The 22,354-nt window shown below is 46.4% G+C and carries 25 protein-coding genes; 2 read left to right on the top strand and 23 right to left on the bottom strand.

The features are described from left to right. Window positions 1-469 precede the first annotated feature (469 nt). The 10 genes from L2082_RS11270 to L2082_RS11225 all read right to left on the bottom strand — a co-directional run bounded on the left by L2082_RS11270 (window position 470) and on the right by L2082_RS11225 (window position 8,632). Window positions 470-1,354, bottom strand: a complete 885-nt coding sequence (locus L2082_RS11270; protein WP_446008348.1) for a hypothetical protein — start codon at window positions 1,352-1,354, stop codon at window positions 470-472. A 4-nt stretch (window positions 1,355-1,358) separates the two neighbouring features. After that, on the bottom strand, window positions 1,359-1,559 hold the full coding sequence (locus L2082_RS11265) for a hypothetical protein (RefSeq protein ID WP_446008349.1): 201 nt from the start codon (window positions 1,557-1,559) through the stop codon (window positions 1,359-1,361). A gap of 274 nt (window positions 1,560-1,833) precedes the next feature. Next, entirely contained in the window at window positions 1,834-2,133 is a 300-nt protein-coding gene (locus tag L2082_RS11260) for a type II toxin-antitoxin system VapC family toxin (RefSeq protein WP_446008350.1), read from the bottom strand. Beyond that, a complete protein-coding gene (locus tag L2082_RS11255) occupies window positions 2,126-2,365 on the bottom strand; it encodes a hypothetical protein (protein WP_446008351.1) in 240 nt (79 codons plus the stop codon). The genes L2082_RS11260 and L2082_RS11255 overlap by 8 nt, the downstream gene beginning before the upstream one ends. 574 nt (window positions 2,366-2,939) lie before the next feature. Further along, the gene (locus L2082_RS11250; protein WP_446008352.1) at window positions 2,940-3,923 is read right to left on the bottom strand and encodes a hypothetical protein; all 984 of its coding nucleotides are present in this window, start codon (window positions 3,921-3,923) and stop codon (window positions 2,940-2,942) included. A 74-nt stretch (window positions 3,924-3,997) separates the two neighbouring features. Continuing rightward, on the bottom strand, window positions 3,998-4,210 hold the full coding sequence (locus tag L2082_RS11245; protein WP_446008353.1) for an HNH endonuclease: 213 nt from the start codon (window positions 4,208-4,210) through the stop codon (window positions 3,998-4,000). 95 nt (window positions 4,211-4,305) lie between these two features. Then, window positions 4,306-5,106: a formyltransferase family protein gene (locus L2082_RS11240; RefSeq protein ID WP_446008354.1), complete on the bottom strand. Its 801-nt coding sequence runs from the start codon at window positions 5,104-5,106 to the stop codon at window positions 4,306-4,308. Beyond that, entirely contained in the window at window positions 5,103-5,699 is a 597-nt protein-coding gene (locus L2082_RS11235; protein WP_446008355.1) for a hypothetical protein, read from the bottom strand. Before L2082_RS11235 ends, L2082_RS11240 begins: the two co-directional genes overlap by 4 nt. Next, window positions 5,699-6,742, bottom strand: a complete 1,044-nt coding sequence (locus tag L2082_RS11230) for a hypothetical protein (RefSeq protein ID WP_446008356.1) — start codon at window positions 6,740-6,742, stop codon at window positions 5,699-5,701. The genes L2082_RS11235 and L2082_RS11230 overlap by 1 nt, the downstream gene beginning before the upstream one ends. A gap of 87 nt (window positions 6,743-6,829) precedes the next feature. After that, window positions 6,830-8,632: a GmrSD restriction endonuclease domain-containing protein gene (locus L2082_RS11225; RefSeq protein WP_446011752.1), complete on the bottom strand. Its 1,803-nt coding sequence runs from the start codon at window positions 8,630-8,632 to the stop codon at window positions 6,830-6,832. A 191-nt stretch (window positions 8,633-8,823) separates the two neighbouring features. On the opposite strand from L2082_RS11225, the gene L2082_RS11220 reads away from it, so the two are divergent. Beyond that, a complete protein-coding gene (locus L2082_RS11220; RefSeq protein WP_446008359.1) occupies window positions 8,824-9,828 on the top strand; it encodes an integron integrase in 1,005 nt (334 codons plus the stop codon). Window positions 9,829-9,930: 102 nt separating this feature from the next. Here the strand turns inward: L2082_RS11220 and L2082_RS11215 are convergent, their stop codons facing one another. The 10 genes from L2082_RS11215 to proV form a co-directional block, all read right to left on the bottom strand. Continuing rightward, complete coding sequence (locus tag L2082_RS11215) at window positions 9,931-10,086, bottom strand: hypothetical protein (RefSeq protein WP_446008360.1); 156 nt, start codon at window positions 10,084-10,086, stop codon at window positions 9,931-9,933. 16 nt (window positions 10,087-10,102) lie between these two features. Beyond that, a complete protein-coding gene (locus L2082_RS11210) occupies window positions 10,103-10,315 on the bottom strand; it encodes a hypothetical protein (RefSeq protein WP_446008361.1) in 213 nt (70 codons plus the stop codon). 130 nt (window positions 10,316-10,445) lie between these two features. Further along, complete coding sequence (locus tag L2082_RS11205; RefSeq protein WP_446008362.1) at window positions 10,446-10,700, bottom strand: hypothetical protein; 255 nt, start codon at window positions 10,698-10,700, stop codon at window positions 10,446-10,448. Between the two features lie 446 nt (window positions 10,701-11,146). Next, on the bottom strand, window positions 11,147-11,452 hold the full coding sequence (locus L2082_RS11200; RefSeq protein WP_446008363.1) for a hypothetical protein: 306 nt from the start codon (window positions 11,450-11,452) through the stop codon (window positions 11,147-11,149). Window positions 11,453-11,509: 57 nt separating this feature from the next. After that, a complete protein-coding gene (locus L2082_RS11195; protein WP_446008364.1) occupies window positions 11,510-12,061 on the bottom strand; it encodes a hypothetical protein in 552 nt (183 codons plus the stop codon). Window positions 12,062-12,157: 96 nt separating this feature from the next. Next, complete coding sequence (locus L2082_RS11190) at window positions 12,158-12,766, bottom strand: Uma2 family endonuclease (protein ID WP_446008365.1); 609 nt, start codon at window positions 12,764-12,766, stop codon at window positions 12,158-12,160. Between the two features lie 51 nt (window positions 12,767-12,817). After that, on the bottom strand, window positions 12,818-13,819 hold the full coding sequence (gene cmoB, locus L2082_RS11185) for a tRNA 5-methoxyuridine(34)/uridine 5-oxyacetic acid(34) synthase CmoB (protein WP_446008366.1): 1,002 nt from the start codon (window positions 13,817-13,819) through the stop codon (window positions 12,818-12,820). A 141-nt stretch (window positions 13,820-13,960) separates the two neighbouring features. Then, window positions 13,961-15,004, bottom strand: a complete 1,044-nt coding sequence (proX, locus tag L2082_RS11180; RefSeq protein ID WP_446008367.1) for a glycine betaine/L-proline ABC transporter substrate-binding protein ProX — start codon at window positions 15,002-15,004, stop codon at window positions 13,961-13,963. Between the two features lie 42 nt (window positions 15,005-15,046). Continuing rightward, the gene (locus L2082_RS11175) at window positions 15,047-15,919 is read right to left on the bottom strand and encodes an ABC transporter permease (RefSeq protein WP_446008368.1); all 873 of its coding nucleotides are present in this window, start codon (window positions 15,917-15,919) and stop codon (window positions 15,047-15,049) included. A 48-nt stretch (window positions 15,920-15,967) separates the two neighbouring features. Continuing rightward, a complete protein-coding gene (proV, locus tag L2082_RS11170; RefSeq protein ID WP_446008369.1) occupies window positions 15,968-17,197 on the bottom strand; it encodes a glycine betaine/L-proline ABC transporter ATP-binding protein ProV in 1,230 nt (409 codons plus the stop codon). Window positions 17,198-17,584: 387 nt separating this feature from the next. Between proV and L2082_RS11165 the strand changes: the two genes are divergently transcribed. Continuing rightward, a complete protein-coding gene (locus L2082_RS11165; protein WP_446008370.1) occupies window positions 17,585-19,225 on the top strand; it encodes a putative ABC transporter permease subunit in 1,641 nt (546 codons plus the stop codon). A 141-nt stretch (window positions 19,226-19,366) separates the two neighbouring features. Here the strand turns inward: L2082_RS11165 and waaF are convergent, their stop codons facing one another. The 3 genes from waaF to L2082_RS11150 all read right to left on the bottom strand — a co-directional run bounded on the left by waaF (window position 19,367) and on the right by L2082_RS11150 (window position 22,317). After that, window positions 19,367-20,428, bottom strand: coding sequence for a lipopolysaccharide heptosyltransferase II (gene waaF, locus L2082_RS11160; RefSeq protein WP_446008371.1), 1,062 nt, complete (start codon window positions 20,426-20,428; stop codon window positions 19,367-19,369). Window positions 20,429-20,563: 135 nt separating this feature from the next. Then, window positions 20,564-21,484: a universal stress protein gene (locus tag L2082_RS11155; RefSeq protein WP_446008372.1), complete on the bottom strand. Its 921-nt coding sequence runs from the start codon at window positions 21,482-21,484 to the stop codon at window positions 20,564-20,566. Further along, window positions 21,481-22,317 (bottom strand): BCCT family transporter, encoded by an 837-nt coding sequence (locus tag L2082_RS11150; RefSeq protein ID WP_446008373.1) that lies wholly within the window; start codon window positions 22,315-22,317, stop codon window positions 21,481-21,483. Before L2082_RS11150 ends, L2082_RS11155 begins: the two co-directional genes overlap by 4 nt. Window positions 22,318-22,354 lie beyond the last annotated feature (37 nt).

Raw genomic sequence — 22,354 nt, 5'->3', positions numbered from 1 at the left:
GCCCGGAACCGAGACAACAAAGAATATATGACGCTCTTGGCCTGCCACATCATCCTGGCAGGATTATCAAGAGGACGATTCCGGCAAAATAAAAATTTGTAGTGCCATAGGAATAGTCAAAAAATAAGCAACTTGTTGTTTTTGCATAACTTTGACTTTTTATGTCACGAACTTGGGTTAATATATCGCAACAGTCTTTTTTGGGCTTCATCACTGAAAGCATTATTTTTGTGCAATGCACATTATAAACTCTTGTGTCCCCTTGTTTCGGCAGCAGGTTAACGGAACATGGTTCCCTCATCATTCTCAGGAGAATATTACCTGATGTATGCAGACAGGGCAAGGATATGGTGGGAACAAAAAAAACGCCCTGAATCATGCTCGACTCAGGGTGTTGTTTGTTAGTGGAGAGGGAGAGAGCCTATTTTTTACCTGTTACCCGTATCGTTGAAATAATCCCCTCTCTGTTTTAAGAGGATAACCTGAGACAGCTTTTCGCTTCAGATTCCGTCATCCCGGAATCGACAAGGGCTTGGATCGCCTTGGTCAGGGCTTTGCTCTGTTCTTCAATAACCTTGTCCTTTTCCTCAAGAGCTTTTTCTTTCTTCAAGACGGCCCGTTCCAGGGATTCCAGTTCATCCAGGATATCATCTTCCAGATCCATTGTCTCGCAGACATCTTCTTCCACCGCAGCCTTGAGAAGCTGCCGGATGACAATTCGGAACTCTTCGGGATAGTCATTTTCGTCCAGATTGAGGAAATGGCGACTGTCTGATGTCTGTTGGCTTTGATCAAAGATGCTGAGGAGAACTTCCAGGTCATTTCGGCGTTTTTCTTTAAGCCGTGGGATCTGGATAATATAGCTATCATGGGTAAGGCTTTCGATGAATTCTTCTCTGTGTGCCAATTCTTCCTGAGTGGCCGCATCAATATAGCTGCGCTGCACCTTGACCACCGGGCTTTCGGTATGTTGGAGAGGGTGTCCCAGGAAATAAATACAGATGATGGGCAGGGCTTTTTCTTCGGCTCCCTCGCCTGTCGTGTAGACGTTATTGGGGTCCTGATAATGACCGCCGAGATACTTGCGAAAGCGCATGATGTCGGTGGGCAGCTTTGCCTTTTGGATTTCGATCAGCACCAGTTTGCTGCTACCGTCTGGTTGGCGAATGACAGCGGAAAAGTCGATGCGGAAGACGGTGAGGTTCAGGCCGATTTTTCTTCTGAACTCTGTGGGTTTGAGTTCCAGGCTTTCTATTTCCTGATCAAGGATTTTGGAGAGGATCAGCTTGGCGATGCGCATATCGCCCATCAGGAATTTGAAAACAACGTCGTATATGGGGTTGGCTACTCGCATGATTCTAACGGCTTGGTCTTGCCTGCAGATGTTCTTTTAAGGCTTCATCGGCAAGGTCTACCAAAAAGTCTTCGGATTCAGCAAACAAAGAATCCCATTTTTTTTCTGCCAATAACTCATCCAGCAGCAATCTTGCAATCATATTTTGCTGCGTATCAGGGAGCTTTGATGCCTCTTGGAATGCGTGTTCAAGCAGTTTAGTCATATTATTTCTCCTGAAAGTCTCATTGCAAAATTTTTTCTTGATAATAAGCCCGCCAGTCCAAGCATCGCTACGATGATAGGGTTGCTTGTCTCATTATCTTCTCAAGAATGTTACCTTATGTGAGCGAGGAGGGCAAGATGAATGGTGGATACAAAGATAAGGCCTGAATCATGCTTGACTCAGGGCTTTGTTTGTTTAGTGGAGAGGGACATCCCTTTTCAATCGCTTGATCATAGTTCTTAAAGCGTTACTTCAACAACCGTAAGAAACCTGCCTATTCAAAATGGTGATCTGTGGTAAATCCCTGACTGATACGGCGTTCCTGCATAACAACAAAGCTGGAGCAGTCAACTAAGCTCCACATTTTATCGTCATATTTTTTGAGAAATTGCCATGTCTGATCATGCAGTATTCGATCAATATGAACAACTTCTATCCATTCAGCCGCTACGATTGTTTCAATTGTCTGTATCTGTTGCGGGCGGGGGATTCTCAGCGGACTTATGAATAATGCGACAAGCTCTGAAATTATGTAATTTGCCCAGCCGGAAGTATCAGCGAATACCTCATTCATGGACATCACTCAATTCCTGTCCTATATATCTATCATGATTTTTACCGATCTCTTTGACATCTGAAGAGAAAGCACCTGCCAGCTGCAATAAAGGATCATCGGGTTCATCCGTTACAGCATTTCCCAGCCATTCTATAATTATCTGATCAAGCGTTTTTCCTCGTTTGGCAGCTTTTTTTTGCAGAGGACGATAAATCCGGTCAGGGATTTGCAAGGTTAATGTCGTGGGCATTTCACACTCCTTTCAATATTTATATACGCAAGCACTCAGATTCTCTTCCTTTGCAATATCAATTTTTCCACAAAAGAATGTTACCTTATGTGAGCGAGGAGGGCAAGATGAATGGTGGATATAAAAGAAAGGCCCTGAATCATGCTTGACTCAGGGCCTTATTTGTTAGTGTTGAGGGGAGAGGTTGTTTTCCTGGCGGCTCCTGCTTCGGTATCAACCGTGCCGGAGATCATCCGCACCTTAACGAAATTCGCGTCTTGGGCAAAGGATATGCTGCTGGGGGAGGCAATATTTCAAGTGCCATTTCTTTTCTGGTTTTGTCTGTTTCGGCGTGTACGCAACTGCTCTGTTCTCCTGCTCCAGAATGCAAGTTCCTGCTCACGAGACATGCCAGAAGTCAATGAAGCGACTCTTTCCGCACCTTTTCGTTTCCACTGAATACATTTCGGTTCATTCATCTTCATAAAAAATTACCGATGACGGAGGATAGATGTTGATCTCAAAGGAAGTGCGGGGCAGGCCGCTTTTGTCGGTGAGTGTTTCAGGGTTAATTAGGGTCTGTCCCCTATTTTCATTATGCCTTTTCATTCGATTTTACAGCCAAGTTAAAATATTTATTAGCGATATATTGAAAGTATTCAGACTTAGCGTTTTCGTCATTATATTGATCGATGTTTTCAAAAAACTGACTAAATATGCTATGTACTGCGGTATCTAGATGAAACGTGAGCATACTATTGATTGGTTTGAACATTGATAACAAACCATCCGCATACGCCGTTTTATGATAAGACGGCTTCCTTTCTCGTTCGTCTTCTGGAGCTTCATAGTACTCTTCGAGTTCAGTCAAGTAGTTAAGAACAACCAAGTCAATTTTATTTAGTAAAGCTTCTTCTTGAAAATCTTCGTATACACGCCCAATGTGGACAATTGCAGGAAGAATATTTTCCCTCTCGTTAACAAGAGTGTCCACACATTCGTCGAGTTCATCCCTGCCTATTTCATAGTGTTCACTTTGATCTTCATTTCGTTCCCATCCGTTAACATCTTCTGTCCACTTTTCAATCAATCCGCGCCACTCCGACCAATTTTTAGCTTCTTTTGTTTTTGGAATTACTTCGTTTTCTAAATCATCAAGAATACGCTCTTCACTCCATCCATATTCCCGAAGCGCGTTTATATAGTTGTTGAGTACTATCGAGCCAGTTTGCGGGTTCCAATAACTGAACCTATTTCTACAAATGCCTTTTATGTATGAGGCTTTCCGTTCAATTGGTGGTTTGTTCTTGTTTACGAGAATGCCACCAATTTTATTAAGAAACTCTTCGGCACTTTCTTGAGAAAGATTGCCTTCATTGTCATAGCGAAGATATTTAGATGCTGATAAATCAATTGACTCCAAAATATCTGCTAAATCATACTTTTTTGTTAGCGGTGGAATTTTCTTAATTCCAGACTCATTTAATGAAAAATTATCAATCTTATTCTCAATATAGCTGACCACCATATCATCAATATCACTTTTTAAGTTATCAAGCTCTTTTCTCCAATTGAACATGAGCTGAATTTGTTCTCTTCGCTCTTGCAAGAGCTCAAGTTGTTGCCGTTGTTTTGATACAACTGCATCGTCATTTAGCTCAATATTTGTTTTACCTCGATATTACAGTCATAGCAACTGGTGATTAGATTCAGTAGTTCGTTACTTCCTCCCTTAGATACGGGTTCAATATGATCCACTTCAAGAATCACGTTTGGCGCAACTTTTCCACAGTACTGGCATGTAAAACTATCTCTTTTGAAGACTTCAAATCGTAGTTTTTTGCTCAATGACTTTCGATTGCTCATGATTTCTATTGGGCATAACGTCCAAGCTCACCGGCGGCAATGGAGCGCAGCGGAATTGCCGTCCGGTGTAGCGCCTTGTTAGCCGCTTCGTTGTGTTATTCCGCCATTTTTTGTTTCATTTTAGTACCTGCTATCTCTATTAACCGTGAGTGCATTATAAAGTACTGTTTCCCATCTTCAAGTTTTTGAGGGATTCGATCAATTCTTCCATTCAAGTAGTCAAGACAAACTGTCACCATTTGACGGCACATTATTGGCTCAAATCTTTCTCGAAGTTGTTTAATACCCTCATTCGTTTCTAATTTTACTTTTTTAATCTGCAATATATCCCCTGTATCCACTCCCTTATCCATTAAATGGACGGTCATACCAATTTCATCAAAATTATCTTCAAGCAACGGCCATTCAACAACATCCATTCCTCGGTATTGCGGCAAGACCCCCATATGGCAGTTCAATACTCCAGCACCGGAATTTTCTAAAACATCACTTCGTATCAGCCCCCCTCCAGTGAATACAACGATGTCTGGTTTGGACTTTTTAAGCATTTCAACAACTACGGGATCATTCAGTGTGTTGCAGTATATAACAGGGATTTCAAACTTCTCGTTGAAATCTTCTACTTTCGAGAATCGAATATTTTCACTCTTCATCAAGTCCAATATTGTTTCATAACTGGCAGGTTGGTATGCGTTCTTTCGTAACACGAATTTCTTCCATATCTTTTTTATAAGACGAGAGCCGTCTCGGGTAAATTCGGATGTAAATCGTTTTGGATTAAACAACCTTCTGACAATAATGGCATTTATGTTTGCATTATTGCGTCTTAATAACTCCGTTACGCAAATCGTGTATAGGCTGAAGCGGTTCGGAGAAAGTATAACAACATCTTTCATTTTATTCCACCTTTTTGAAGTTGACTCATAGCGTATTCAATTGTCAAAATGAGTCTGAACTGGAAAAGAGCAGAGTCAAAATCACTATTTCTTCTAATCAATCCATTCTTTATTGATCTTTTATCAATCACCCATTTCAAATCTGCAATTTTAAGTGCGACATTTAAAAATCTAAGATCTTTTGTAGAAAGTGATTGATCCATAAACAAACAACCAAGGTGCAGAATATGTAGCTGCGCCTTAGCTTTCGTTTCACATTTGCCTATACTTATCGTTTTTAAATTTCGATATCTCACCTCACAAAAACGCATCAATTTCTCAGCCCATTTATCAACAATATCCGATTTCGCTTGATTGTAAATGTGATATCTCAAAGAAAAGATTATATCATCAGTAAGAGTTTTGAAACTGGGATCTACTGAGCTAATATCCGCTAATGCATCTGGTTTGACATTTAGATGCGGCAATAAAGGCAGATCGAAGTAGGAAAGATAATTATCTATGAAAAAAAGGGGTTGGTGAACGGTTGTCAGCAGAGTTCTTTCTTTTTGCAGAACAACATTCCAGCAATTTTGGATTAGAGTGTTACTCATCAAATACCTCCGTTTTCTTCAATCGAGCATAAAGCCGTTTTGCCGTCTAATCCTCTTATTGCTTCTGTAAACAGGTAAAAAGAACGGCTATTCTGATCACCATCAGCAAATCCGACTACACCAAATTTAAAATACCGTTTCGGAAAGCCATCATGATGAAATTGATATATATCTTCCCATTTATTCAGGTCTTTTGAAACCATTAGGTGGGCATATTTATCTTTGACACCATGCCCAATTTCTTGCGCACTCGCTGCAAGGTAATAGCCATCATTAAGGCGTTTTATATACCATACCGGACCAGGGAAAGCCTGTCCCTGACTGATTTGTCGTGTTTTTCGGTCAATGTATATGTGATGGCTTGTTTGTAATTGTGAATCCATAATCCAATGAACTGTATTTTCTTCAAAAAACACATTACAGGCACGATATGTTTGCTTTCCATCTCCAATCAACTCAATATTCTTATAGTCTTTATCAGAGCAGAGGATGTGGCACTCGCCTTCAAAATCTCCTGTTAATGTCCAAATCTTATCTTCATAAGGGTCATAATAGCATCCATGAATATGTTTTATCTTTCCGGCTGGGAAAACGAATGCAACTTCCCAAGTTTTACCATAATCTAAACTACGATAAACAGGAACCTCATTACGTGAAGAATTATTGCCGTACTCACCAAAAAACAGCATTTTTTTGTCGTCAATTACAGCAATTGATTGGTGCAATACATTGCGACAATTTTTAAGGTTCAAGGTTTGTTTCAGTTCTTCTTTATGCTCACAATAATGATATACTTTACCCTGTCTTATAATAACAAGTCCGCCTTCTACCGGAACAACATTGCACTTATCCAGCCTGAGCGCTCTTCTCGACAATCTAAACAAACCGAATATCCTTTTGATGCCGTCGCTTGGCAATTGGACTGTATAGTTATTATTAGTTTTTTTGACAAATATTTTATTGTAATTAGATGTTATTAGCACATCAGATTCTGCGAAATGACAAATTTCTCTGTCAATTACTCTTTGTATTAATAATTTCATAAACTCGTCCTTTTTGGCGGCTAACGCTCCGCATAACCGGCTGGGAAAAGCTGCATAGCGAAGCGGCGCAGCTTTTCCCAGTCCGAGTTAATGCGGTTGTTCGCTGTTGGTAATCTCTTTATTTTGTATTGTTGCACGCGTGTCGATCACTTCAAATGTAATGCCTGACAAGACAGCATGTAGCTTCTCAATTATTATAGAAACTCGATCTTCAATAAACATATCGAGAGCATTTTCCGGCATGCTATCTTGTTTTGACCATTCGATGAGTTGTGGTGATAACAAGTGTGACTGAAGCACATTTGAAAAATTTGGATTCTGATTGTATTCACGAATATATATCAGGGGGTTCTTGTCGCTAATTTCAAGATTTGTCAGTTGGGTAATATAAGCGATGTTCATTAGGCTATTGTTTGAAAATGAATTTTTGCCAGGATTTTGGGCTATGAAATTCGAGGGAAAAACATGATGCAAATTTGGTTGATCTGTTGAAAAGAAAAAATTGTCAGCGATCACACTACGATCAGTGTATTTCCAGTCTTTCGGATTATTGTTGGAATAAAGTGACAAAATGGCCCGTGACAAGCGGCCTTTAGAGCTATAGGAAGAGTTACGAAGAACGTCTTTGTCGATTAAGAATCTGTCAAAGGAGTACTCTTCCTTATTTTTTTCTTTGTACAGCAATGATAAGTGCGTGTTGATGTGTCCTGTATTGCTGAGTAGATCTGAGTTGTGGAAGCTATTGTACCAAAAGTATTTTTTTAGAAAGTCATAATTCGGATTGTCGTTTTTATAGAAATAACAGGCGACTGTTAAGTAGAAATATCTGTATGGTATAAGCTGAGGTCCTTTAATACTTAGGGTGTTTTCAAAAAAGTCAAAGGTTTTTAGAAGTGCGGTTTTAGTTTCCTCCCAAACCTCTTTAATTTGCTCAGTCGTTAGGTTGTTTAAATAGGTTGGGGTAATGTTCCAAATACCTGATTTTTCAACATTCTCACGTATGATTATTGCAATTACCTGAAGATAATCAAAGTCATCGATTTGTAAAAATTTGCTGTTGTTTGTTGCTCTGAAATTATCCAGCAACTCTCGAAGGTAAAAGCCGTTAGCACCGTTCTGCTGAGGACGAAATGTCTTAGCCACGACAATATCAAATATATCAAGAGGCTTCCCAGCTTGATTTATTCTCTCAAATATTTGGCATACCTCTGCGACCTGAATACCTTTTAGTTCAATGAATGAAAGTCTATAATTGTCAAGTACCTGCTTAACCCTTCTCAGCTCCACCCAATAAGGATGATTATATTGCTGATTTACGTCAGTATGGTTGACAATTTTCTCTTGAACTGTGTCAAATTGTTCTTTTATTTCGATAAGTTTGACAATTAAGCCAGAGTCATATTTCTTTTTTCTGCCAGTATTTCTCTTAAACGTACCATCTTTGTCGTCGATTTCGTCCCAATACAAAAACCGCTTTTTGTAAATCTCATCATCTGTTTCATCAATATTCTCAACTGAAAGGTCGACATAAAGAGATGGATCGAAATTATCTCGTCCTTGGATTTTGCCGCCATACAAGGAGGTCAGCAAAGATGTTGTCCGCTGTTGGCCATCTAAAAGATATTGAAACTCGCTTGAAAAAGAATGATGGTCGGAAATTTGGTGACCACCAATGTGCCTGTGATTTTGGAGTTTAATATCTGTCTTCCAAACGAGAATGCTTCCAAGCGGATAAAATTTGTATATGCTGTCCCACAATTTCTTCACATTTTCTTTTTCCCATACAACATCTCTTTGGAAAGTAGGAATTTGATAAGCAAGTCCCTTGAGTTCATCAAGATATGTCGTTATGCCTTTATCCGTTGGCTTTATTCTGTCGGTGAAATTCATGGATACCTCATTTTGGGTTATTGTTGTTGCAGCGAACAGTATTAATAAGTGGAAATTTGTCCTGCTATTGACCGTAATAGGTACCGTAGAAATCCACTTATTCAGATATTGACACGGTAAAAGTGGAAACCTTTTCCACTTATCAATTTTTACCTGCATTCTTCCTCTTATTATGATATACAGTAGCTAACATGGAAAATAAAAAGAGTAAACAAAAATTTCGTCCAAATCCGAAGCTTAAATTGATGGAGCAAGTTCATGAAGTTCTTCGCTATCATCATTATGCCTATAAGACAGAGCAGACATACAGTCAGTGGATACTCCGCTACATTCATTTTTTTGAGTGCAAGATTCATCCTGCCGAACTCGGGGCTGGCGATATTGAACGCTTCCTTTCTCATCTTGCTGTGGAACGCAAAGTATCCGTATCCACACAGCGTCAGGCATTAAACGCCCTGGTTTTTCTTTACCGGGATGTTTTTGATATGCCCTTGGCTGAAAAAATTCAGCCCGTCCGCTCAAAAAGAAAGCCCAACTTGCCCACCGTCCTCGGGGGTGAAGAAATACAGCGTTTTTTTCAGCAGATCAAGGGAACGCATGCTCTGATGGCTAAACTCCTCTACGGTTCCGGGTTGCGTCTTATGGAGTGTGTGCGGTTACGGATTATGGATGTTGATTTTGATCGAAAGCGAATTCGTATTTTGGGAAAAGGAGATAAGCAACGTAGTACGATTCTTGCTGAACCTGTCGTTGCGGAACTGAGGGAGCATATTGATCGTGTGAAGCTTTTGCACCACAACGATCTGGAAACAGGCTTTGGTGAAGTGTATATCCCGGAGGCGTTGGCGCGTAAATATCCTGCCGCTGCACGGGAAACCCGCTGGCAGTATGTTTTTCCCTCCCAAAAACGATCTGTTGATCCACGCTCGGGACAAATACGGCGTCATCACGTTATGGAGTCAGGTTTACAAAAAGCTGTCAAACGGGCAGCGCATAGGGCCGGAATTGACAAACGGGTCACCTGTCATACCTTGCGCCATAGCTTTGCCACAGCTATGCTGGAAAACGGCACCAATATTCGGGCGCTTCAGGAGCTTCTGGGCCACGCCGATGTGAAAACCACAGAAATATACACCCATGTTATGGATAAAGACATCTCTCGCCTGTCAAGTCCGCTGGAGAAGTTGAACATATAAAACAGCCTTTGATGTCTTGCTGAGTAGGCAACAAAGGCTGCTTCGATCTCATTCAAACAGCATAATTTTTCTACTGATATGACGAGAACCTTCCCGACAACCCTACGGAGTATCTCCTTCACCACCACCTCCCGACTTCTCACCATCCTTCTTTTTAGGCTTTTTGCGCTCACTCAACCGGGTCCCTCCCGCCATCTCGTACTCGTTGCTGTCCCTCCCGAACTTCACCCTTACCCCGGCAAGCATCTGCGAAGACATATCGCGAAGATCCTTTTCATCCGCTCTGAAGATATTGCCCCCCTGCATCAGCCTGGGCAAGCTGTCCGTTATAGGTATCCTCGGATGTCTGTGTTTTGTTTATCTGGGTTTCAAAAGCAGCAACGGTGAGGCCATTGCCTAAATCCAGATCAGGATCAATTGCCTTGAGATTGGCGAGACGTGTAAGGGCTTCAGCGATAACGCGGGATGATTTGCGACGGAATGCCATGACCGGATCTCCTTTGGGAAGAATTATTCTTTTCAAAAAAGTGAGTTGCATCGAAGCTTTAATAAGCTTTACAAAAGTTGCTGTCTTTTGTCAATCGGAAAAACACATGAACGAAACAAGCCGGGACTGGTCAAGTTTCCTGCGCAGCAGACAGCAAAGGAATATTGTTCAACAGAGCTTCTTTCGTGATAATCAACGCTCCTTGGTTGATAACGAATGCTTCTTCGTTGTTTGATAACACTCCTTGGTTAATAAACAACACTCCTTCGTCGTTTAATAAAACTCCTTGGTTGATAACCAACGTTCCTTCGTTGATAAACAGGAACCTTGTGTTGATAGCAAACAACCTTTTGTTAAGAGCAAACACTCCTTTGTTCGTTATCAAGAACCTTCTGTTTGTTACCAACAACCTTCTGTTGATAGCCGCGAACCTTTTGTCACTAATAAATAACCTTCTGTTTGCTACCAACAACCTTCTCGTGGTAACCGCAAACCTTTTGTCACTAATAAATAACCTTCTGTTTGCTACCAACAACCTTCTCGTGGTAACCGCAAACCTTCTGTTTGTTACAAACAACCTTTGGTTTGTTCCTGACAACCTTTTGTTAAAAGCTGCGAACCTTTTGTTATTTCGATAGGATAAAAATTAAAGGTTATGAATACTCCTGTTTGAAGGCGGGAAAAACCGGGCAGGATGGGATGAAAAGCAATATGCTTACAGGCAGGAGAACGGAAATGCAGAGGCAGGAGCTGGAAGGACTGGAGATGGACTGTTCATCCAAGATGGCTGATACAAAGAACCTGCATCAACCACCCCGGCTTATCGCTTACTTATTCCCCGGCAAGCGTCACCTCTTTGCCCTCATCTTCAGCAGTCACCTTGCGGGTGTTGCCGTCCTTGACCTTGATTTCACTGTCGGCCTTCAGTGCCTGATTCTGGCTTGTACTTGGCTCAATGGTGGTGGTGAAGTTACCACCGTACTGATCAATCAACTCTACCTCAATGGCAGCGGAAGATTTGTTGTTCAGGATGACATTGACCGCATCAGCGGCCCAGCCCATTGCCGCACCAATAAACATGGTGCTGCAAATCAAGAACAAACAGATTGCCTTCCGTATTGCATTTTTCTTATGCATGGTATGCTCCTTTTTTCTGAAGGTTAATAAGTGTATGAAATACGATGCCCTAAAAGACTAGGCGTCAAAACTATCCGCATACAGTTTTTCAATAGCTTCCCTGCCCTCATCGCTCAGATAGCGGGTGCCGGAACCCACATAGGTATCAAAGGAGATTATGGGCTGCTCTTCAGCCTGCCAGTTGTCATTCTTCCAGCCAAACCAGCCCTGGCGATTCTGATCATAGACATGCAGGGGACGGTTAAAGAGCTTGGCCAGCTCCACGGCCCAGCCGGTCCCACCTTTCACTGAATTGTCATCAAGGATGGTGCCGACCACAAAGACCTGATGACCCTTATTGACCATGTGAAAGATAGCCTGCAACACGCGACGGATTTTTTCGGTCTCGTAATAGGTGCGGTTCATCATCCGTGAGGCAATCTCCATGCTGATGTCACCGCGCTGTAATTCTTCCTCGCTTAAAGAAACCGCATTGCGATCCCGGTTGAGGCGATGCCCTTCAAAGGTGAAGATGACCTCTCCAGCTCCGTATTTTTCTGCCAGTTCACCGAACACGGTTTCGGCACCTTTGAGGCCGCCGTGGTATAATGTGCATTCTTCCGCCTTCATGATATCTTACCTTGGTTTGAATTATTTTTTATACAGCCCGTACACTGTTTTTTTATGAAAATACTCAAGGTGTTTCCCTGAGTGCCGACAACGAATTTATGATATAGAGTGAAGATGTGCAGGACGCGGCAAGAGGTCCACCTTATGATAAATGTCACGAAGCAAAAGTGTACAGTCAATGGCCTGAATTATGACCTGCTCATCAATTCCCCGGATAGTCCGATAACGCCATTCCTGTGCGTCATAGAGGATGTATTGCTCAATATGCGGCGTTCGCTGTTCAATAAGTAAATATTCTACAAATGAGGCCAGTTCCCGATATTGCTCAAATTTCTTTCCACGATCAATTGAGGCTGTTGAATCGGATAAGATCTCTATGATCACCAGCGGATTCACGAGAACATCATTATGGGCATCTGTAAATTCCTCTTTGCCACAGGTAATCACAATATCAGGATAGGTAAAATAGCCTGTTGACGGGACATGTACCCGTAAATCGCTTGAATAGATATTACAATCACCTGATTTGATGTGCTGGTTGATCTCGCTGACCAGATTCGACGATATTCGATTATGCTGCCGGGTTGCTCCTGCCATTGCAAACATTTCTCCGTCCACATATTCGCTCCGAGATGTGGAGCGTCGCTCAATATTCAGATATTCTTCCGGGCTTATCCACGATTGACTTTGAACTTGTCCTACCATAATACATAACACCTTGTTCTTCTGAATGTTCCAGGATGATTTCTTTGTCTTTCAGGGCTTCTTTTCTGCTTTGAAAAAGACCCGCCATGGGGCAGGGTAGCCCTCTATTGTAAACTCAGGGTTCTGCTTGTCAATAAAATCCTGATAGGATTCAAAAACCATCCAGTCGGTTTTCCGCTGTTCCGTGCTGCTCATGGAGTGGGAACAGAAGCATTTGATGTTGCTGAAACCGGCCCGTTGCAACCAGTTATGGAGGCAGGCCGCAGTGGGGACAAACCAGGTTCCAGGCACCTTGGCATAGGTTTTTTCCGGGAACAGGGCTACAGACTCTTCACCAGGAATGGCCTGGGATTCTAGGAGCAGGCAGCCGCCCGGTTTCAGAGCCAAGAGGAGATCCCGCAGGGCATCAATGGGGGAAGGGCGATGATAGAGGATACCCAGGCAGAGAATCACATCAAAGCAGGTGGGGAACAGGGGCAGGTGTTCTATCCCCAGCAGGTCGATGCAGAGGTTTTCTAACCCGGCAAAGCTGTTCAGGGCTTTGAAGGTGTAATAATGATGGACATAGGGCTCAAAGCCCAGCACAAATCTGGGGGCATGGTCTGTCATGCGGAACATGTAATAACCATTATTGCAGCCAATATCCGCCACCACCTTGTCCTTGAGATCAGGCATTTCAGGCAGGAGGCGATTCCATTTGCGCCAGCTCTGCCATTCCGCATCAATGTTGATGTCAAAGACGGAAAAAGGCCCTTTGCGCCAGGGCATGAAGTTTTTCAGGAGTTGCAGTACCTGCTCATGCTCTTGGTCGCTTAGATCCTCCCGTTTGCCAATCCGCACTGTATCCCCGCTGCAATCAAGGGAGGAGGCCCGGAGATGGGCAACTGCCTCCATAGGTTCGCGGTAGCGGAGAAAGCCCTTCTTGGGTTGATTGACCCATGCCTGTTTTTCCGTATAAACCCGCTGCAGCTCCTCCCCAAGGGCATTAGGGAGAAAATGCAGGTAAGGGGGGGTTCGGGGGTTTTGGAGATTTTCAATCTGCCTGTTCTTCATGCGTTGTTTTAATATGAAAGTACCGGGTAACTCCCTCCCCAAGGGGAGGGAGGTTATTTGGCCTACGTACCGGGTAACTCCTTGGAGTCGCTGAATCAGCTTTCCTGTTTTGTTGTCCCTCCCTAAGGGGAGGGATGGAGGTTATTTGGCCTGTGCCGCCTCGGTCAGCCAGGTCTCCCATTGCTGCTTGTTGTTGGCTATCCACTCATCAACATGGCGTTGAATATCGCGGTCTGATTTCTCGCCTTGGTTCATCTTGGTGTTCTGGGCATTGATGTCCTCCAGGGGCAGGCTGAACAGTTCAAAGAATTTTTTTGCCGCCGGATTTTTCTCGGCAAAATTTTTATTGGCAACAATATGGATATCGTTGACCACAAAGCCCAGTTTGACCGGATTGCTCACAGCACCGTCCACGTCCTTGAGGGTCATGCGGTCATCCAGGCCCTGCTGTGCCTCGCTGGGATTAATCTCCGGAACATTGATCCACACCACGTCCTTGCCAGGTTTGAGCTTGAAGATGGTCCAGTTCGGTGCCCAGGTATAGAACAGGATGGGCTCGCTGTTCTTGTACCGGGCCAGGGCATCGGCCATGCTGGCCTCGTAGGCCGCAGTGACCTGGTTGATATGATCTTCCAGATCATAGACGTCCATATGATGGGAGATGATCTTTTCGCAGCCCCAGCCCGGAGGGCAGGCGGTCAGATCTGCTTTGCCGTCGCCGTTGGCGTCAAAGGCCTTTTTCACCTCAGGCCGTTTAAAGTCATCCAGGGAGGTGATCTTGTACTGTTCTGCATGTTTTTTGGAGACCAGATAGCCCGAAAGCCCCCCCGCCTTGACGATATACCCATACTTACCAGCCTTCTCATCAAAGTTACGGGGCAGCTGGCTGTTGTGGTTCGGGAACCAGCCATTGGCCCAATAATCCACATCTCCCAGGGTGACGACCTTGTAAAAGATCGCGTTCTGCAAATCCTTGGGTTCTTTCACTTCATAGCCCAGTTCCTCCAGCCCCCGCCGGACCAGGGCTTCCTGGAAAAAACCAGTATTCCAGGTGGCCCGGGCCGGACGTACGGTTACGCCTTTGCCGGGTTTGTTGCCTGCTGCCAGGCTCAGGGACGGAGCAGCGCAGCAGAGAGCTGTGAGCAGGATAAGGACATTTTTAAGGATACCTCGTGTGTTCTGCATAATTTCTCCTTGCATGTTGCGTGTGTGTTCAGATTTCAGGTTTCAGTTGTTTGATTTTGCCTTCTGGCTGTTCTGCGCACCCAGAGATTGGGTGATGCGGTCCAGCAGGATAGCCAGCAGCACGGTCGCCACCCCGCCGATGCCTGCCATACCAATGTCCAGGGTGTTCAGACCGCGGACAACCGGTTCGCCCAGCCCGCCCGCGCCGATGAGCGAGGCGATCACCACCATGGACAGGGCCATCATGATGGTCTGGTTCAGCCCGGCCAGGACCGTGGGCAGGGCCGCAGGTAACTGGACCCGCCAGAGCACTTGCCAGTTGGTGGCACCGAATGCCAGAGCAGCCTCAATCAGCTCGGGGTGAACCTGGCGAATCCCCAGGCTGGTCAGACGGATAATCGGGGGCAGGGAAAAGATGATGGTGGCCAGGACACCGGCCACATTGCCGATGGAAAAAAGCATGACAATGGGAACCAGATAGACAAAGGCCGGGGTGGTTTGCATGGCATCCAGGACCGGCCTGAACCAGACATGAAGCGTATCGTTGCGACCGGCAAGGATGCCCACTGGTATGCCGACAAGGGCGCAGAAGAGCACCGAGCAGAGCACCATGGCCAGGGTGGTCATGGTGTCTTCCCACAATCCGAGAAAGCCGATCAGGATCAGGGCGATCAGGGAGAAGACAGCCAGCCCCTTGCCGGAGACCTTCCAGGCAAGCAGACTGAGAGCAAGGATCACGACCCAGGGCGGCAGGGTGTTGAAGCCCGCATCAATGTGGTCCAGGGTCTGTTCCACCGGCCATTTCATGGCCTGAAAGATATGACGATAGTTTTCCACCAACCATTGGACAAAGTCACTGATACGGTCGTCCAGGGGCAGATGATATTTTTCAAAATGTAAGAAGTTCCATTGCATAATTATTCCTCTTGAAGAAGATTCGGCTCTCCGGCTTTTACGTTCTCCTTAGACTGCTGTCTGTTGTTCCGCTGTCTCCTGTTCCGCTTTGTGCAGGGTGCGCAGAAATTGCGCCTTGGACACGGCTCCCTGATATACGCCCTGTTCATCAAGCACCGGGACCGGCCAGGGATTCGAGGCCACCTGGGGCAGGATATTCTGCATGGAGTCGCTCACCGTTGCAGGCAGGACATCCTGGAGAAAGGCCTGTGACAACTGCTGCTCTTCCTTGGGTTGCTGCAACTGCTGCTGCAGGGAATCCGTTGACACAATGCCCAGGAAGTGTTCATCCGTGTCAAGAATATAAGCGAAGGCAGCTTCCTGGCTGTTCAACTGTCGCAGGACGGCCTGTGGACTTTCCCTGCCCTTGCTTTGATGGATGACCGTAGTTTTGGGCGTCCCGGCGATTTCCCCTGCTGTGATGACCTTGGCCGGATCAACTCCCCGGAAAAAGGCCTGCACATAGTCGTCCGCCGGATTCTGCAGGATCTCGTCAGGCGTCCCCACCTGGATCACCTGACCACTCTCCATGATCGCAATGCGGTCGCCCAGTTTAAAGGCCTCGTCAATATCATGGGAGATAAAGACCACGGTCCGCTTGGACCGATCATGCAGCCTGAGCAGTTCATCCTGCATCTCAGCCCGGATCAGCGGGTCAAGCGCGGAAAAGGCCTCGTCCATAAGCAGAATATCCGGGTCAATGGCCAGTGCCCGGGCCAGGCCGACCCGCTGCTGCATACCGCCACTCAACTGATCAGGCGGGACATCTTCCCAGCCGTTCAGCCCAACCTGTTCCAGGGCCTGTTGTGCTGCTTCTTTGGCTTTGTTTTTGGATGCGCCGCCCAGTTCCAGCCCAAAGGTGACATTTTCAAAGACAGAGAGGTGGGGCATCAGAGCAAAGGACTGAAACACCATGCCTGTATGCCGCCGCCGGAATTTCACCAACTCCCTGTTGTTCAATTGGGTGACATCCTGTCCGTCCACCAGGATAGCCCCGCTGGTCGGTTCGATGAGCCGGTTGAGCATACGCACCAGTGTGGACTTGCCTGATCCGGACAGCCCCATCACAACAAAGATCTCGCCCTGCTGTATGGAGAAGTCCGCATTCTGCACACCCACGGTCATGCCGGTTTGCTCAAAGATGGTCTCCTTGTCCAGGCCCTGCTCAATGAGCCGGACCGCCTGTTCCGGCTGTTCGCCAAACACCTTGTACAGGTTCTGTATTTTTATTTTGTCCATATTGTGTCCATATCTCTGGTGTACATAAGATTTGTTCTGTGTAGCCGTATTCACCGCAATATCTTGCTGTCGCATAAGTAATGAGCAGGAAGAAGAACCATTATACCCTTTTTCTCAAGAAGATACCAGTATGCTGTGGGGATGCTTTTTGCATCTCCCCAAAGAGGCCCGAACGAACAGAACAGAGAATTTCTTGACATATTTCCGTCACCGGGTAAACAGAAAAGAGGTTTTTGATAAAATTGTTCACCCTTCCCTTGGGGAGGGGAACATGCTAAGGATACCAATAAAAAATACCTTCCCCATTTTTAGGTGCTGAATAATGGGGAGAATATTTCTTGTTGCATCCCTCATTAAAGTTTCCCAGAGTTTCTCAGAGAGGAAAAAATGCTCCTTCTCCAACCATTTTTTCATAGTATTCGTAATCGTTTTTTTCGGGCCCATCTCCTGTTGCGTACCCTGGCCATCCTGGCCTTTGGGGCTGTCCTGTTTATCGCCTTATACCTTGGCAGCCTGAAGGTGATCGGCTATTTCCATAGTCAGAATGAGCTGGGCATTATCCTGAGCCTGAAAATCTTTCAGATGGCCTGGATGATCATGTTTTCCCTGTTGCTCTTTTCGTCCATGGTGTCAGCGGTTTCATCTCTCTATCTTTCTTCGGATAACGAGATCCTCTACAGCGCCCCGATTCACGAAAATCAGCTCTTTGGTATGCGTTTTCTGACCTCCTTTCTCTATACCTCCTGGATGATGGTGATCTTTTCCCTGCCCATCTTTGGCGCTTACGGTACTATTTTTCATGCTGACTTTTGGTACTATCCCTTACTCCTGTTTGCTGCTCTGAGTACAGCCCTGACCGCCAATGCCGTGGGGTTGGCAGCAACCATCCTTCTGGTCAGGCTCTTTCCTGCCAAGCAGACCAAGGATATTGCCGTCTACCTGTCCATGCTTTTTGGCATTCTCCTTTACCTGGTGATCCGCCTCATGCGCCCGGAAGATATGGCAGACCCGGAGCGTTTCCCTGATTTCATCGAATATCTTTCCAGCATGCAGACCCCGGCCCTGTCTTTACTGCCCCCGGCCTGGGCCAATCAGCTGCTCAATCTCTATCTTCAGGATCGCCTGATTGATTGGACCGCTGTAGGGTTGCTGCTCCTTACTCCGGTGGTATTTTATTGGGGAGGCGAATGGTTGATGACCCGTTTTTTTGCAGGTGGTTTCAGCAAGGCCCAGGAATCCTTTGGCGGCTACCATACCTTTAAGCAGACAGCCTATCATCCTTCGCCCTTGCTTCGCATCTTTCATAAAGAGGCCAAGCTCTTTCTCCGGGATTCTTCAGAATGGTCCCAGCTCTTTCTGGTGGGGGCCTTGGTTGTGGTCTATCTCTATAATTTTAAAGCCCTGCCCCTGGATCGGACCTTTCTTTCTGCGGACAAGGTGGCCAATATCATTGCCTTTGCCAATATTGGGGCTGCTGGTTTTGTGGCTACTTCTCTGGCGGCCCGTTTTGTCTACCCTTCTATCGGGGCCGAAGGTATGGCCTTTGCCATGATCCGTTCGTCGCCGCTGACCCTGCAATGGTACTTGGGTTGCAAATACCTTTTTTATTGCATTCCCTTTACGTTGGTCATTCTCTTTCTGATCATCACCTCCAATTATTTGCTTCAGATCACCGGCCCCATGTGGTGGGTTTCCATTGCCATGAGTCTGATCATCACCTGGGGGGCCTTGGCCCAGGCCCTGGGTTTTGGGGCCATGTATGCGGATTTCAAGATTGAGAGCCGGGCTGCTGTTCAGGGCAGTTTTGGAGCTATCCTTTTTCTTTTCAGTGCCCTTGCGGCCCAGCTCCTGATTTTGGTGTTGGGTTTTATGGGAAATTTTCGTTTGATGAAAGGCTGGCTGCTTTGGGAGCAGGTTGATAGCCAGGGCATAGTGTTCTCTTGCTTGACCATTCTTGGCTTGGCAGTATTGAGCCTGTTTTTTTCTCTTTGGTCGGTGCGGAAGGGGATCAGGACGCTGGAGGGGTGATGGGCTGGTTCATACTGGTTCCCAAGCTCCAGATTGGGAACTATTTTTGCTGAAGCTCTGCTTCATACTCCGCGAAGCTGGAGCTTCTGTATTCAAGATACCCAAGCAGAGCTTGGGCACCAGAATACATAGCCCACTGTTTTAACAGTGGGTACCCTTCAACCACTCCAAGGCCGCTTGTTCTACTTCTTCCACCGTGATACCTTCCATGCATTGAAAATGGCCCTTGGGGCAATGGGTTTTCATGCAGGGGCTGCATTCCACGGGTTGACGCACCACAGTTGCCTGCTCAGAATAGGGGCCAGTGGCGATATGGTCGGTGGAGCCGAACACCGCAACCAACGGGGTGTTCAGGGCCGCAGCCACATGCATGAGGCCAGAGTCGTTGGTGATAAAGACTGAACAACGGGCAATGCAGGCCAGGGCCTGGGCCAGGGTGGTCTTGCCAGTGAGATCCAGAACCAGCTCTCCGGCGGCAGCACTGATCTCAGTAGCTGCCTCCTGATCTGCTTCAGTGCCAAAAATGACGATCAGCCCACCTGTTTTTTCGGCAAGATGACCTGCTACCTCGGCATATTTTTCCACAGGCCAGCATTTGGCCGGGCCATAGGCTGCACCTGGATTGAGGCCGATGATGGGGATGCTATCTCTTTTTTGTCCCTGTAGAGCCTCGTTGATAAGAGTCTCTGCCTCCTGCTCCGCCGCAGGGTCAAGAAAAAGCTCCAGAGTGTTTTCGCAGCGCTGGAGTCCCAGCCCTTCAATCATCTCCTGATAATAATGGATCTGATGCTTGGTTTTAATTTCGTGATGTTTGCGCACCCTGTGGGTGAGGAGGATCCCTCTGCCGTCGGTGGTGTAACCGGCCCGCACCGGGATTCGGGCCAGGAAGGTGATCAGGGCTGCTTCAAAGGCATTTTGCAGAAGGATGGTGAGGTCGTGGTTTTGCTGGCGCAGCTCAGTAGCCAGGAGCAGCTTGCCCCGGAGTCCCCCGTGTTTCCCCTGTTTATCATAGATAAAAATATGATCAATATGAGGACAGGCCCTGAACACATCTGCAACCCAGGGCAGGGCCAGCAAGGTGATTCTGGCCTTTGGAAAGTTATGGCGGATGCTGCGTACTGCCGGGGTGGTTATGATGGCATCGCCGATCCAGTTGGTGGAACGGATAAGGATGTTGCGGGCATTTTTTGGGATAGGGGGCATGGGTATCTTGTCTTTCGCTTCAGTTTTTTTTTGTGTTGACTGCGCAGGACAGGATACAGGGTGAGGGGTGAGGATGCAAGGAGGGAGTGGGGGTACTGGAACATACTCGTCCCCCCTGTTGTCCAGAAGCCGAAATCAAGACGAATGCCCGGTCATCACCATTACCGGGATTTCTTTATTCATACCCCGGAACGATGCGCACAGATTCCCTAACAAAGAGGTCTCTTTGCTTTTTTTCCCCGTGGCACCGACAATGATCAGCCCGGCCTTCTCCTGTTGAGCTGCGGAACAGATTTTTTCCGCTTCGTTGCTTGTTTGATCTGTCTTCTCAATGCGGCAGGACACCTGTTCCGGGGAAAGGTCATACTGGTCCAGGAATGCCTCAAAGGCCTTCTGGGATCGTTTTTGCTCGTGACTGGCGCTGCGTTCTGTACTTCCAGGGAAATACGCTCTGGTCGGGTCTGAAATCGCGTAGCATACCAGGGGCACTTCCCAGCCCCTGGAGAGATCCAGGGACCGCTCAAAGGCGCTCATCGATGTATCGGAAAAATCAATGGCGCAGAGAATGGGCGCATCAAAGCCCTTGCCGTTTTTCGGAACGAAAAGGATATCACTGCCGGTTTGCACGGCAATCTTGCGGCTATAATGGGCTTCTCTGTTCTCACCCTGTTTCTGGCCGATAATGATCATTTCGATGCGTTTGCCTTTGGCATACTCGACCACTTCCCCGGCAGCGTCTTCTTCCGCAACCCGGGTGACGATCTCCCATTCACAGGTATTTGCAAAATGGGTGTCCACAGCTTCATGGACTGATTGGTGGATAACTTGCCGCAGTTCGGTCTCTACATCTGGAAAATCACCGCTGTCCTTTTCCGGAAGGTCATAGGCCTGAATGGCGTGAAAAAAAATAACCTTCCCCGCGGAAACCCCAAGGGCCAGGTCGGCGGCACAGCGGATCAGGTAAGGGTCAATCGCCGTCAAATCCAGGCATACAAGGAGATCCTGAACCGGCTGCAATACATTGGTATCATTGTTGGCATCGTTTTGGGTCTTCATGCACTTTCGTCCTCCGTTACATTGTTCCCGGACGGATCTGCGGTAGTGTTCCGGATGTTCCGGTTCCTTTTGTTTGCTTTGTCATCAAGCAGACCCTGGACCAGGTTCTGATAGGATTTCTGTTCCACCTTTTTCGCCTTGAGTTTTTCACGTTCATATTCACTCTCCAGCCCTTTCCACAGGCTGTATCCCATGACCAGCAGGAGAACGGCAAAGGGCAGACCTGTGGTGATGGATGCGGTTTGCAAGGGGCCGAGACCGCCACCGACCAGCAGGACAGCGGCAACTCCACCTTCCATGCACGCCCAGAAGATTCGTTGGCCAACAGGTGAGTTCAGCTTGCCGCCTGAGGTAAAGGCATCCACCACCAGGGACCCTGAATCCGAGGAGGTTACAAAAAAGCTGATTACCAGAACAATAGCGATCAGATTAGTCATTCCTGACAGGGGAAAATGTTCGAGCAGTGAATAAAGGGATATGGCTACATTGCCCTTGACGGCGTCGGAGATGCTGCCCACGCTTTCCAGTTCGATGAACAACGCAGAGCCGCCAAAGGCTGTAATCCACAGGAATGTCAATACGGTAGGAATTATTAAAACACTGAGCACGAATTCGCGAATGGTTCGCCCCTTTGAGATTCTGGCTATGAACATGCCAACAAAAGGCGACCAGGAAATCCACCAGGCCCAATAGAACACAGTCCATTTGTTCTGCCAGGTACTGTCCCGGAAGCTCTCGGTCCACAGCAATTCAGAGCCTAAACTTTTTTCAATATGAGAATAGCGCAATGAGAAATTTTGGGCGCAACTATCCCGCCTCTTCAATTTAGACATGTTTGAAAAGTTAGGTTACCCTCTGGTTGTTTGTTTT

It is taken from the genome of Candidatus Electrothrix sp. (assembly GCF_052785085.1).
The sequence above is the reverse complement of the archived record's forward strand: the minus strand, read 5'-3'. Positions and strand labels throughout refer to the sequence as shown.